The 13,715-nt window shown below is 39.0% G+C and carries 15 protein-coding genes; 6 read left to right on the forward strand and 9 right to left on the reverse strand.

Annotated features, from left to right (window positions below; translation table 11 throughout):
* Positions 1-6: 6 nt before the first annotated feature.
* Entirely contained in the window at positions 7-918 is a 912-nt protein-coding gene (locus M030_RS0121575) for a PhzF family isomerase (RefSeq protein WP_027375312.1), read from the forward strand.
* Here M030_RS0121575 and M030_RS24690 read toward each other — a convergent pair.
* Positions 915-1,784 (reverse strand): helix-turn-helix domain-containing protein, encoded by an 870-nt coding sequence (locus M030_RS24690; protein ID WP_051585207.1) that lies wholly within the window; start codon positions 1,782-1,784, stop codon positions 915-917. The two genes, M030_RS0121575 and M030_RS24690, sit on opposite strands and share 4 nt — an antisense overlap.
* A gap of 312 nt (positions 1,785-2,096) precedes the next feature.
* Here M030_RS24690 and moaA point away from each other — a divergent pair, with 312 nt between their 5' ends.
* From moaA to M030_RS0121605, 5 genes are all read left to right on the forward strand, one after another.
* Complete coding sequence (moaA, locus tag M030_RS0121585) at positions 2,097-3,083, forward strand: GTP 3',8-cyclase MoaA (protein ID WP_027375313.1); 987 nt, start codon at positions 2,097-2,099, stop codon at positions 3,081-3,083.
* A gap of 2 nt (positions 3,084-3,085) precedes the next feature.
* Positions 3,086-4,288 (forward strand): molybdopterin molybdotransferase MoeA, encoded by a 1,203-nt coding sequence (locus tag M030_RS0121590; protein ID WP_027375314.1) that lies wholly within the window; start codon positions 3,086-3,088, stop codon positions 4,286-4,288.
* Positions 4,289-4,530: 242 nt separating this feature from the next.
* Positions 4,531-5,007: a cyclic pyranopterin monophosphate synthase MoaC gene (gene moaC / locus M030_RS0121595; protein WP_027375315.1), complete on the forward strand. Its 477-nt coding sequence runs from the start codon at positions 4,531-4,533 to the stop codon at positions 5,005-5,007.
* Complete coding sequence (locus M030_RS0121600) at positions 4,988-5,593, forward strand: NTP transferase domain-containing protein (RefSeq protein ID WP_027375316.1); 606 nt, start codon at positions 4,988-4,990, stop codon at positions 5,591-5,593. The genes moaC and M030_RS0121600 overlap by 20 nt, the downstream gene beginning before the upstream one ends.
* Positions 5,594-5,657: 64 nt before the next feature.
* On the forward strand, positions 5,658-6,701 hold the full coding sequence (locus M030_RS0121605) for a HesA/MoeB/ThiF family protein (protein WP_027375317.1): 1,044 nt from the start codon (positions 5,658-5,660) through the stop codon (positions 6,699-6,701).
* Positions 6,702-6,891: 190 nt separating this feature from the next.
* Here the strand turns inward: M030_RS0121605 and M030_RS0121610 are convergent, their stop codons facing one another.
* The 8 genes from M030_RS0121610 to M030_RS0121645 all read right to left on the reverse strand — a co-directional run bounded on the left by M030_RS0121610 (position 6,892) and on the right by M030_RS0121645 (position 13,663).
* Complete coding sequence (locus tag M030_RS0121610; protein ID WP_027375318.1) at positions 6,892-7,809, reverse strand: bestrophin family protein; 918 nt, start codon at positions 7,807-7,809, stop codon at positions 6,892-6,894.
* A gap of 27 nt (positions 7,810-7,836) precedes the next feature.
* A complete protein-coding gene (locus tag M030_RS0121615; protein WP_027375319.1) occupies positions 7,837-8,322 on the reverse strand; it encodes a molybdopterin-dependent oxidoreductase in 486 nt (161 codons plus the stop codon).
* 21 nt (positions 8,323-8,343) lie between these two features.
* Positions 8,344-10,737 (reverse strand): FdhF/YdeP family oxidoreductase, encoded by a 2,394-nt coding sequence (locus M030_RS0121620; protein ID WP_027375320.1) that lies wholly within the window; start codon positions 10,735-10,737, stop codon positions 8,344-8,346.
* Positions 10,738-10,759: 22 nt separating this feature from the next.
* Positions 10,760-11,110 (reverse strand): DUF7009 family protein, encoded by a 351-nt coding sequence (locus M030_RS0121625; protein WP_027375321.1) that lies wholly within the window; start codon positions 11,108-11,110, stop codon positions 10,760-10,762.
* A 151-nt stretch (positions 11,111-11,261) separates the two neighbouring features.
* Positions 11,262-12,134 carry a formate dehydrogenase accessory sulfurtransferase FdhD gene (fdhD, locus tag M030_RS0121630; protein ID WP_027375322.1) on the reverse strand — a complete coding sequence of 291 codons (873 nt, stop codon included), beginning with the start codon at positions 12,132-12,134 and terminating at the stop codon, positions 11,262-11,264.
* 49 nt (positions 12,135-12,183) lie between these two features.
* Positions 12,184-12,600: a molybdenum cofactor biosynthesis protein MoaE gene (locus M030_RS0121635; protein ID WP_027375323.1), complete on the reverse strand. Its 417-nt coding sequence runs from the start codon at positions 12,598-12,600 to the stop codon at positions 12,184-12,186.
* Positions 12,601-12,649: 49 nt separating this feature from the next.
* Complete coding sequence (locus M030_RS0121640) at positions 12,650-12,892, reverse strand: MoaD/ThiS family protein (RefSeq protein ID WP_027375324.1); 243 nt, start codon at positions 12,890-12,892, stop codon at positions 12,650-12,652.
* A gap of 21 nt (positions 12,893-12,913) precedes the next feature.
* Positions 12,914-13,663, reverse strand: a complete 750-nt coding sequence (locus M030_RS0121645; protein WP_027375325.1) for a sulfite exporter TauE/SafE family protein — start codon at positions 13,661-13,663, stop codon at positions 12,914-12,916.
* Positions 13,664-13,715: the final 52 nt, after the last annotated feature.

Here is a 13,715-nt window from a genome sequence, read left to right on the forward strand (position 1 = left end):
TCCCCTATGATGAAGGAAGTAATTGTTTGTCAGATTGATTCTTTTACGAAAGAAAAATTCAAAGGAAACCCTGCAGGAGTAGTATTAAATGCTGAAAATCTGACCACTGAAGAAATGCAGCTTATTGCCAGAGAACTTAATAATTCGGAAACGGCATTTATCTTTACACCTGATGTTCCGGAAAATGACTTCGACTATCACGTGCGATATTTTACTCCCACTGTAGAAGTTCCTATCTGCGGGCATGCTACTATTGGGGCCCTTTATGCAAAGGCGGTAGAAGATCAATTGGATTCCTGTACGATCAGGATCAATACTCAGGTTGGCATTTTGCCTATCTCTATTGACAAAAAGGATAATGATTACCAAATCACAATGACCCAGGGAAGTTTTCTTCTGGGCCCAGCTTTTGACCTGTCAACTACGCAAAATATTGCACAGGCACTGGGAATATCGACAGATGACCTGGATGAAAAATGCCCGATGCAAATTGCTTCTACAGGGCATTCAAAAGTTATGATCGGAATCAAAAGCAGAAAGACTTTAAACCAACTTAACCCGGACATGGCTTCTTTAATAGAACTCAGTAAGGAAATTGGATGCAACGGATATTTCGTGTTTACTTTTGATTCTGATGATAAAGACGTATTCATCTGTGGAAGAATGTTTGCTCCGGCAATAGGAATTTCGGAAGATCCTGTAACAGGTAATGCCAATGGGCCATTGGGAGGTTATCTTATTCACAATAAAATCATAGAAGTATCCGGTGACACTTTTGAATTTACAGGTGAGCAAGGTGAGGCTATTAACCGTGTTGGAAAAGTCCATGTTAAGGTCAGTATAAAAAACAGTAAGCCTGATATCATTCAAATTACAGGAAATGCTGTAAGCGTATTCAGGACGATAATTTTTATTTAAAACTCCCCTTCTCTAGCAGTATTTTCGAGTTTTTTCCGATAGGCTTTTGGAGTACAGCCTGTTTTTACCCTAAAAAGATAAGAGAAATGGGAAAAATTCTGGAATCCCAATTCAAAAGCGATCTCTTTAATGGATTTGTCAGAACTGTGGAGTAAATTTTTAGCTTCCAGAATAATTCTTTCTTTAATAAATTCCAATGGCGATATGCCATGCTGTTTTCTACAGATCACACCAAGATAATTAGGCGTAATGCACAATTCCTTGGCATAAAAAGCTACATTCTTCTGAGTTTTAAAGTTTTTGTCAACCAGCATATGAAAACGAAAAGCAAGGTTATCAGGTGTATTCAACGCTTTATTCCCGTAAGCATGTTCTACCCATAAATTAATAATGAGAGCCAAAAGGCGCACTCTTGCATTGATAAGCTCCGGAAAAACATTATCTGCAAGAATTTCTTTCCGGATTGCATTAAATTCCAGGCTAAATCTGTAATAAGTTTCCTTATCGGGCTTTATCATTTCATACTTGCTGTAGGAAGAAAAAGTAAATTTAAGGGTAGGAGAAAATGTTTTCAATACAGAGTCTTTGATAATCAGCCTTCTTCCTTTTGTATGGGGAGGTAAATCCCACTTATAATCTCTTTTGGGAAGATGAATAAATAACTGCTGATCCTCCAGATCATATTTTCCCAAACCTGTATGACACTTCCCATGATCACAGTGATCAATTAAAATGATCGTAAACGAATTGTCAGGAAAAAAGTTGAGTGATTCAGCATTGATCTCATCCTGAAAAACAACATCTATTCCTTTATTATATACCTCTTCTACTGAGGTTTTATTGATCAGTGTTTTATCTATTATCATATATGTTTGACTACAGCCCTTTATATTCTATACCAATTTATGAAATATCCGGTAAATAATTAGCGCCTGCAAATATACACAGTCCCGCCCTCTTATGAATATCCGAAACCGTGACATGAATATCATCTTTTAACACAAAATATCATGAATTATAATCTAAAAATGAATTCAACACCTACAAAAAAAGAGATTAACCGATCATTATCAGTCACTTACAACCATCCCATCCATAACCATCATTCAGTACTGAGTTTTTTGGGTTATGGCCAAAACAATAAGTATATTTGTATAGGGTTCATATTTCCCGTCCTTATGTTAACAGATAAATTCGGAAGACATATTAATTATCTCAGACTGGCTGTCGTTGACCGCTGCAACCTCCGTTGTACCTACTGTATGCCGGAAAGCGGCCTTTCATGGATCAAACAAAGCGAATTGATGACCGATGAAGAAATGCTCAGAATATGCTCAGTTTTCGCAATGCTTGGGGTTGATAAGATCAGAATAACCGGTGGAGAACCGTTTGTACGCAAAAACTGCATTAGCCTCATTGAAAAAATATCACAACTTGAAGGGCTTACCGACCTAAGTTTAACAACCAACGGACTGCTTACTGAGCAATATATCCCTCAACTCAAACAATTCGGGATACAATCGGTCAATCTCAGCCTTGATACACTGAATGAAGAACGTTTTTTCAGGATTACCCGCCGAAAAAGCTATGATAAGGTCATGAAGACCCTGGATAGCTTATTAAAACACCATATTAAAGTAAAAATTAATACAGTGGTCATGGAAGGGCAGAATACTGAAGATATTATTCCTCTGGCTGAGCTTACGAAAGATCTTCCGGTAGATGTTCGTTTTATTGAAGAAATGCCTTTCAATGGTGATGATACCGAAATATCTCTGAAGTGGAATTATCCCCAAATTTACAGTCATATCAAAAGTTGCTTCCCGGAAATCGAAAAAATACAGGATCCGCAAAGCTCAACGGCATATCATTATAAAATACCCGGATTCTCAGGAAATATAGGGATCATTGCCGCCTACACCCGCTCCTTCTGCGGAGATTGTAACCGGATCAGGATTACTCCTTCGGGACTGCTCAGAAACTGCCTGTATGAAGGGGATGGTATCAATTTAAAAGATGAAATCCGCTCAGGAAAAACAGATGAGGAGCTTAAAAATATAATTATCAACAATATACACAAAAAGCCAAAAGACGGATGGGAAGCTGAGAAACTGAATTCCGGCAATTCATCTGTTCATCAGTCTATGGCCACAATAGGAGGATAAGTATGGAAATGATCACCGTACAACAAGCTGAAGACCTTATCCTTTCCGAAACACAGGATTTTGGAAACGAAAGTATCTTTTATGAAAATGCCTTAGGAAGAGTCCTGGCAGAAGATCTCTCTGCAGATCGTGATTTACCGCCATTCGACAGACCCACGGTAGACGGAATTGCCATCCTTTATGATGCCTACGAAAAGGGCCAGCGTTCTTTTTCAGTTAAGGCCGTACAATCTGCCGGAGAACCTTCTATTTCTATTGATTCGGAAGGGCAATGTATTGAAATTATGACCGGAGCCGCTTTGGACCACTCTGTTGATACGGTTGTGCGTTATGAAGATATTTCAATACAGAACGGTATCGCGACAATAAATACCGATATTAATAAGGGACAGAATATTCACCTGAAAGGTAAAGACAAAAAAGAAGGAGCAATTCTGGTCACAGCCAATCAGGTCATTAGTCCTGCAATCATTGGAATTGCCGCATCTGTTGGCAAAACTACCCTATCCGTAAAAAGACTTCCAAAAATAGTCATCATTTCTACCGGAGACGAAATGGTAAGTGCTGAGGCGAGCCCTGGCCCATTTCAGTTAAGGCGTTCAAATGCTATCACGATAAGCTCCGCCTTACAAAAATATGGAGTTCAGGCGGATAGTCTCCACCTCAATGATGATTATGAGGAGATAAGAAAAGAAATTTCCCGCTGTATTCATGAATATGATGTTCTTCTGATGAGTGGTGGAGTTTCGATGGGAAAATTTGATTACCTGCCTGCGGTATGTGAAGAACTCGGAATAAAAAAATGCTTTCACAAAATTAAACAAAGACCCGGAAAACCCTTCTGGTTTGGTAAAAGTGAGGACAAAAAACTTATTTTTGCCTTTCCCGGAAATCCGGTCTCTGTATTTATGTGCCTTCACCGGTATTTTATTCCCTGGTTGGAAAAATCATTAAAAATTCCGGAAAATCCTTGTCAATGGGCTGTTTTGCATAACGATATAGAATTTAGTGTTCCTCTTCAATATTTCGCACAGGTAAAACTTAGGGTCAATGATTTAGGGCAGCTTACTGCAGAATCAGTGAATACAAACGGATCCGGTGATTTCTCTCATCTGGCCGACACCGATGCTTTCATTGAATTGCCTCTGGAGCAAAATATTTTCAAAAAAGGTGATGTCTACAAAATATGGAGATACAATCTGTAAACTGAAGTGCCACAAATTAAAACGAAACATTGGTGTTTCTGATACCTTAAAACACTCGATGATAATGACAAGACTGCTACGAATGTCCGAATTAAAATAAATCTCTTATTTGAGATCATTCGTAAGTGTAGGAATAATATTCGTGAATGTGTGGCAAATAAAAAGAAAAATACTTTAATCGAAAATAAAATTATCAGCAATGCACAAATAAATGATTTGTGCTGATAACAAAAACAAAATATATGTCAGAATTTACCCATCTTAATAAAAACGGTCAGCCTGCTATTGTAGATATCGGAGACAAAAAAGTTACCCGCAGAAAAGCAGTGGCGCAAGCTATTATTTCTCTGCCTGATGCTGTTTTGGAGGCATTACAAAAAGACGACTTTACCACCAAAAAAGGTTCTGTTTTTCAGATCGCAATCATTGCCGGAATAATGGGAGCTAAAAAAACAAGTGAACTTATTCCTCTTTGCCATCCTATCGGGCTTGATCATTGTAATTTGCAGATAGAACTGAATGAAAATAATGAAATTGTTATTGAATGCTCCACAAACATTGAATCTAAAACAGGAGTAGAAATGGAAGCCCTCACCGGAGCTTCTGTAGCGGCCTTGACTATTTATGATATGTGTAAGGCATTGAGTCACGATATTGTGATCAAAGAGATTAAGTTAATAGAAAAAAGCGGCGGAAAAAATGATTTCAGAAGAGCATAAAATGATACCTCCACTCAACGGGCTGGTTCTCGCAGGTGGAAAAAGCAGCAGAATGGGAACCGCTAAAGATAAGCTAAACTGGCATGGTAAGGAACAGCGGTACTTTGCTGCCGATTTGCTAGCACCATTTTGTAATGAGGTTTTTATTTCCTGCAGGCAGGATCAGTTGGAAAATTTTGATTCGCACTACAATGCCCTTCCCGACACTTTTCTTAATATGGGCCCTTTTGGAGGTATTCTTTCGGCGTTAAGAGCTCAGAGAGATAAAGCATGGCTCGTTGTAGCCTGTGACCTCCCATTATTGGATAAGAAATCATTGGAATTTTTAATACAATCCAGAGATCCGGAAAAAGCAGCAACAACCTATGAAAGCCCGTTCGACGGATTGCCTGAGCCATTGATTACCATTTGGGAACCCAAAAGCTATCCATTGCTGTTGAATTTTCTTGGAACAGGAAATACATGCCCGAGAAAAGTTTTAATCAATAGTGATCCCTTAATTTTAAAACCGGAAAACCCGGATGCACTAATGAATGTAAATACTCCTGAAGAAGCTGTAAAAGCAAATGAAATTTTAAAAAAATAAATGTTTTTTCACAGAGGATAGGTTTAGAAAACGGATACCCGACATTATAAAAAGAATACAAGTTATGAATGATTCATTTGAACGTTACCACTGCCAGATGGCCTTACCGGGATTTGGCATTTCTTCTCAGGAATTACTTAGCAATGCCAGAATCCTTATTGTAGGCGTAGGAGGTCTGGGATGTCCGTGTGCACAATATCTGGCATCTTCCGGTATCGGTACAATTGGAATTGCTGATGATGATATTGTATCTTTAAGCAATCTGCACCGTCAGATTTTATATAGTCCTGATGATATCGGATCTTATAAAGTGGATGTTGCCGCTCAAAAACTTCGGCAACAAAATCCCTCTGTTTCTGTCATTCCTTACCGTATTCGGATTTCTTCTTCCAATGTTATGGATTTGATTTCAGAATTTGATCTTATTATTGAGGGTACAGATAATTTTGAAACAAAATCTTTGTTGAATGACGCCTGTGTTTTAGCCGGAAAGCCTCTTGTATATGGAGCTATTTATCAACATGAAGGCCAGGTAAGCCTCTGGAATGTTTTGCTGAAAGACGGAACCTATTCTCCCAATTACAGGGATGTTTTCCCGGATGCTGAAGAGTCACAGGTTCCCAACTGCAGAGAAGGAGGTGTAATTCCTACTTTAGCAGGAATAGTAGGCTGTATGCAAGCCAATGAAGCCATAAAATATATCACTCAATCAGCTGATCTTTTAGCCGGAAAACTTTGGATGATGGATGTGAAAAGTGGCAGAACCCAAATAATAAAACTGAAAAAAACAGCATCTCCCATTACAGGTCTTCCTCAAACCATTGAAAGTATACCTTTTGAAAAGCTTAAACAGGAGCAAGAAAATTTTGAATTAATAGATGTCCGCACTGAATCTGAACACCTTAATTTTAATATTGGCGGCAAGAATATTCCGTTGGACGAATTAAAGGAGTCTTTTCATCAGATTTCATCCATTTCTCAACCGATTGTTATGTATTGTCATTCAGGCCAGCGAAGCAAAGAAGCGGTCAGAATAATTAAAAAAATATTCCCTGAAAAAGAGGTATTTTCCCTGAAAGACGGAATCAGTAGAATTCAACATAAATAATTCCTATATCTATGTCTATGCACAGCCTCTGTGTGTTTATTAAGCCATGGATTTTTAGGCCCGGAAACACGCAGACACATGCAAGTGTATGAATATCAAATGAATTCAGCATCTGAATAAAATATCCAGAGAATGAACAGAGTGACCCACAGTATAAATACCCGGCTTTTCATATTTTCCATACCATGCATCAGTCTATTATATGATGAGCCACTTTTTGAGAAGCAGGAATAGGTTCACCCGCCATTTCATGAATCGTTTCTTCGATCATTAATGACATACTATTAAGAGCCAGGTCATTAGCTTCGGTTCCGAATGGTTCTTCAATTTCATCCGCAATGGCCTCAAATGCCACGAATGTATAAGCCACAAATACGACGATAAGAGGAGTAAACCACCGCAGAGAGTCTACAAGACCGAACGGTAAAAGAAAACAGTAAATATATACTGTACGATGCAACAAAACCCTGTAACTGTAGGGAATCGGAGTTGAAATAATTCTCTCACATCCTCCTACGATATCAGAAAGCTTATCAAAATTCTCGTCAAAACGTGCCTGTTGAATAGAATCAATTCCACCCTCATTTTTTACCCTTTGTACCCATTCAGCCAATAACCGCATAATAACCGCCGGTTTATATTTGGAGGCTGCAACTACTTTCAGCTGGTCTTCGGAAAGCCTGTTTTTTAGATCTTCATAGGCATCCGTTCTTCTCAGCTGGTGTTTAAGGGCAAAAATAAAAGCACCTATCAATTGGATAAATTCTGAAACGGAACTCCTGTTTTTTTCCAAATTATTAAGGGTTAATGCCTGACGCGCCAGTGATCTTGCTGTGTTAAGTAAGGCGCCCCATAATTTTCTCCCTTCCCAGAATCTTTCATAGCTTACGTTATTTCTGAATCCTAAGAATAAAGCGAGTACAAAACCAAATAAAGTAAGGGGTGCAGGATTCAGAGGAATTTTAAACGAAAAAATCACTCCACGCAGGTATACAACTCCCAGGGATAATATAAAAAGTAAAAAAAGACGTGGCAACAGCCCGGGTAATACCGAGCCATGCCATACAAAAAGCATTTTGAACCAATGTTCTTTCTTTCTGATAATCATACGATTCTGTAAAGTCTTCTATAGTGATTATTTTTTTATCTGTCCTACGACCAAAGCTTCTAATTGGTAGGAGCTTCGGGCAGGTTTTTTCTCTCCTTCAGCAATAAGGCGCAGCGGCCCCTTTGATTCTGGTAAGGGTTTACCATCAACGGTATCTGCCACAATTACATTTTTATCTGCAATAGAAGCATCCAGTTCTGCCAGTGAAAATAAAACCTGATATCCGTCTGCGCATTTTACAAGAAGGTATTTTGAAATATTGTCTCCGTGAAGCTCTTTTCCCGCGGGAACTCCTGCCCTGGCAAGAATATCTGAAACCGGAACTCCTGAATATTTATGAATGCTTCCATCTTTATCCTTTAACAAAGCCTCTTTTCTGGTCATCTTTGACAGATCCGCCAGATTCAGTTCTAACGGATTTGAGACTTCTCCACTTACTTTAAGCTTAAATCCGGACTGGCAAAAGACCCATCCGGAAATTAATAACAGCACCAATGGCAGTATTCTTTTCATACAGTACAATAATTATGATGATTAAGGTCTCTGAATAGCTCCTTTATACAGCATTTCATCAACTTTTTTATAGACTTCAGGGTCGTGTTTTTTAATTTTGATCCTTACATATTTTGAAGCCGGCATATTGCTCTCCTTCACTACATTGTTTACGGACACCAATACGTTCGTTTCGGGGAAGTAAGTTACTGTATTTTTTTCGGGGATCTGATAGGAAACAATGATAAACAAAGGGGCAATTCTTTCTATTCCATCGTCATAATTGTACAGGTCTACTCTATCTCCGGCTTTAAATCCCGCCTTATCAATATCATGCTGGTTCATAAAGATTACACGGCGTTCATTTTTAATTCCTCGATACCGGTCATTCAGCCCGTAAATAGTGGTATTAAACTGATCATGAGTACGTGTGGTTGCCATCATATATTCATCATCTTCAAGGGTATTATCCGGTATTTCCGTTAGTGTAAACGGAGCCCTGCCGCCTAGTTCTTTAGAAAAACTCTGTTCATCTCTTGCCGCATTGGGAAGATAAAATCCGCCTTTTTCTCTTACCCTGATATTGTAATCTTCAAAACCGGGAATACATTGCTCAATAGCATCCCTAACGGCGTCATAGCTGTCATGGTACAACTGCCAGTCTACAACAGACCGGCTTCCCAGGGTAGCCATGGCCATACGGCATACAATCTGGGTTTCATTGACTAAGTTATCTGATACTGCATCCAGCATCCCTTTTGAACTTTGAACAACTCCCATTGAATTCTCGGTGCTTACGATCTGTATTTCTCCGTTTACAATATCTTTGTCGCTTCGTCCGTACGTAGGTAAAATTAAAGCTTCTTTGCCATGAACAAGATGCCCCCTGTTCAGCTTGGTGGAAACGCAGACCAACAGGTTTAATTTTCTCAATGCATGAGCAGTATAAGTTGTGTCCGGTGTTGCAGAAAGGAAATTACCTCCCATACAAAACATAACTTTTATTTTTTCTTCATGAATGGCTTTGATGGCGCGTACGACATCATATCCATGTTTGCGGGGCACTTTGAAACCATAGAAATTTTCAAGACGATCGAGTTGTTCATCGGTAGGTTTTTCGTCAATCATCATCGTTCTGTTTCCCTGAACATTACTGTGACCACGAACGGGACAAACACCGGCTCCCGGTTTCCCGATACTTCCTTTAAGCAAAAGGATATTGAGAATCTCCCTGATCATGTCTACTCCGTTAGGTTGCTGTGTAAGGCCCATTCCCCAACTGATGATAATACGTTTTTTAAATGCGATCATCTCTGCAGCCTGATAAAGGGCTTCCTTAGGTACTCCTGACAAAGCTGCAAGCTCATCCAGCTTCAGATGATCAAACTGTTTGATGAATTCATCATATCCTACGGTCTTATCCCTGATAAAGTCTTCATCAAAAACCTTTCCCGGATTTTTCTTTTCAAATTCTATTAAAAGTAATTCAAGGGCTTTCAAAAGAGCCATATCACCGTTGATCTTTACCGGCAGATAAAGGTCTGCAAGCTGTACTCCGCCTTTAAGGATAGCCTTCACATTCTGAGGGTTGATAAATCCCATTAAACCAGCTTCAGGAAGTGGATTGACCGCGATAATTTTAGCTCCGTTGTTTTTTCCTTTTGCCAGAGCACTCATCATCCTTGGCGCATTGGTTCCGGGATTCTGGCCGATGATTATAATCACTTCAGCATCATAGAAATCCTCCAAAGTTACGGTTCCCTTTCCTATTCCTATTGTTGGTCTTAAAGCAGACCCTGAAGTTTCATGGCACATATTGGAACAGTCGGGCATATTATTGGTCCCGAATTCTTTGGCAAATAACTGATAGACAAATGAAGCCTCATTACTTGTTCTTCCGGAAGTATAAAAAGCAGCTTCGTCGGGAGATTCCAGGGCATTGAGATGATCTGCTATCTTTTTGAAAGCATTATCCCAGCTAATTGGCTCGTAGTGGGTTGCTCCCGGTGCCAGGTACATGGGATCAGTGAGTCTTCCCATCTTACCGATCTGATAGTCATCCAGTTTTGCAAGATCATAGAGGGAATTCGCTTTAAAAAACTCGGGAGTAACTTTTTTCGTTGTTGCTTCTTCTGCGAGTGCTTTTGCTCCGTTTTCGCAATATTCTCCAAGAACAGAACGCTCATCATCAGGGTCCGGCCATGCACAACTTGGGCAGTCGAAACCACCTATCTGATTCATTTTGAATAATGCTCTCATTCCCCGGATCGGAGCCTTCTCTTCGAACAAGTCACTGAAAGCTGCCATCACCGCAGGTATTCCGGCTGCCGCTTTTTCAACATGCGTCAGCTTAAGGTCTAACAGACTAAAGGGATTTTCAGCATTGGGTTCTTTACTGATTTCCTTTTCTATTTTCTTTTTATTATTTTCTTCCATAACCTCTTATTATCTAAAGTGATTAACATGTAAGATTGGGATTGGGATAATTATCGCTTTGGTCTTCTAATGAATTGTCTATGCATACGAAATCTTTCTCTACCAAAAGCTTTACAGATCCTACCTGACCGTCAAAACCAACGGTATCGGTTGAGACTAATTCGTCAACCATTGCTGCAGGCATTTTCATCACCATTATGTTTTCAATAAAAGCTGCGGACAAGACAGAGTCTTCAGTTTTTTCTATCCTATAAATAAACGGTCTTTCGACAAACTCGGTAACACTGGACACAATTCCATTTTTTCCTAATTCTGCCACTTCGGACTGAGTTAAACGAAACCTGATAGAATTATCTTTTATTCTTATTTTCATTTGTTTATTCTTTTTTAGCGTACATCCACAAATTAACTATTTTTGAGGATTAGGAGCATCCTTGGTTTCCTATTAAGATAAATGTGGTTTTCTAATTTATATTTATTTGCCACCAATGCACGAATTTCATTGTGTATCGTGTGTAGAGCAATTATTTTCCTATTATCCGGTGGTTGCTTGCTGTGTTATAAATATTAAAACGGTTTTCCCGAAGGAATCCCAGTAAAGTCATATCAAATTCCTTGGCCAAATCAATGGCAAGACTGGAAGGAGCTCCTATTGCGGCAACAATAGAAATACCTGCCATTGCTGCTTTTTGAATCAGTTCAAAACTGGCTCTGCCACTGAGAACCAAAATTGTATTTTTTAAGGGAAGCTGATTTGTAAAAAGGGCGTGACCTATAAGCTTATCCAGGGCATTATGCCTGCCTACATCTTCCCTCAGTGCCAACAGGTTTCCATGATAATCGAAAATACCTGAAGCATGAATTCCTCCGGTAGCACTGAAGTTATTCTGAAAAGACCGAAGATTCTCTGATAATTGATATAAAGTATCAAACGCTATGGTCTCAGCATCTTTCTGGATGTGTTGAAAAGAACTTACGGTACGTATGGAATCAATAGATCCTTTTCCGCAAACCCCACAGCTGGATGTGGTGTAAAAATTCCGGTCCGCTTTCATCAATTCGGGAATGAATCCGTCTGCCAAATCTATGATCACCACATTTTCCTGATTTCGGGAACATTCTGCTTCAGGGCGTTGTATATTTTTGATCTGATGATTTCCTGAGATAATACCTTCTGTAAACAAAAATCCTGCAGCGAGTTCCTCATCATTACCGGGCGTTCTCATCGTTACGGATATATTTTTGTTTTCTCTCTGATCTTTTATCCCATAAGAAACCCGGATTTCAAGTGGTTCTTCTACTGCGATATCATCTGCGTAAAGAAAACTGTCGTTATCTTTTACTTTGGTAATATCGATCTGTCGTACAGATTGGTTTTCTAATAAATTGGTTTTCATATCTTAATGATCTGGGTATAGTAAATATACGAAAATTCGTCCTTTAAAATCAGGGATGAGCAGAAACCCATTCTTCTCCGTCTTCAAAAATTTCTTTTTTCCAAATAGGAACGGTTCGTTTTACAGTATCAATAATATACCGGCAGGCGTCAAAAACAGCATCTCTATGGCCGTCACTGACTACTATAATTACAGCAGCGTCACCCGGAAACAAAGTTCCTGTACGGTGATGCACCACCACATTACGTACAGAGAAGCGAATGATTGCCTGATCAACGATCTTTTTAATTTCTTTGGTAGCCATAGATTGATAGCATTCATAATCCAGCCGGATGACAGGTTTATTTTTTGTCATGTTGCGAACTGTTCCTATAAATGTAGCAATTCCCCCACTACCTAAGTCTTGTGCTAAATCAAGGCATTCTGTAATACTCAGTGCATTGTCTGTTATTCTTATATCTATCATTTTATTGTTTTTGCCTTAAAGAGAGGAATTTCAGGTTGCAAGAAAGTTTTTATCCACCACTTACAGGAGGAATTATTGCAATTTCATTCGTATTATGAATGATCTGATCATCTTCTGCATATTCTTCATCAAGGGCAATGAAATAGGATTTCAGTTTTTTAAACTCGGGAAACTGATCTTCGAGCACTTTTTTTAATTGTCCTACATTCACGCTATCTTCTACTTCTAGTTCCTTTTCAGGACCTCCGAAAATGTCTTTTACAATTCCGAAGGCTAATATTTTAAGTTTCATTTTAATTTTTTTTAAACAGATTTACCAGTATTTTATCAAAACATTTATACCTGCCACAAGAACAAGTACTGCAGTCATTCTTTTTATAACCAGAGGATTCCATTTCAGAGACATTCTGGAACCTATCTGCCCACCTAAAAAAACTGCCAGGCACAAACTCAGAATCCTTACGGAATCCACTTCCACAGACAATTTTGATACCTGCCCGAATATACCGGATACAGAGTTTACAAGAATAAAAACACTTGAAGTTGCGGCAATTCTCCTGGGCGTATCCCACTTCATAAGATTAAGCAAAGGGGATAGAAAAATTCCACCACCAATTCCCACTAATCCTGATAAAAATCCTATTCCTCCTCCTAAAGCAGTATTTCCGAGTATGGATTGTTTTGTAGGCTCAGTTGGTTCTTTATCATTTTTAGTTCCGGTTTTTATCCATAATAATAGGGCTGCGATAATTAAAGTGATTCCCAGAATGAGAAAAAACGTCTCCTGGCTTATTTTCAGTATGGCTCCCAGATAGGCTGATGGAACGCTTACCAGGGTAATGGGAAGGACTTTTCTCCAGTCAATCTGATTATTTTTAATATAAATATAAACGCCTCCAACGACAACAATGACATTGCAGATCAGAGCGGTTAATCGTATTTCCTGATACGGGAGATTGTACATAGCCAGCACCGCCAGATAGCTGGAACCACCGCCAAATCCTACTGATGCATAGACAAAGGCAATGATCAGAAAGAACAGAAAAATTTCCCAATGTCCCATAGTATTTTATTGCAGGTTAATTTTAATACAATAATACTGAATTTAAGGCGTG

Source organism: Chryseobacterium sp. UNC8MFCol (genome assembly GCF_000482305.1).
GTDB lineage: Bacteria > Bacteroidota > Bacteroidia > Flavobacteriales > Weeksellaceae > Chryseobacterium > Chryseobacterium indologenes.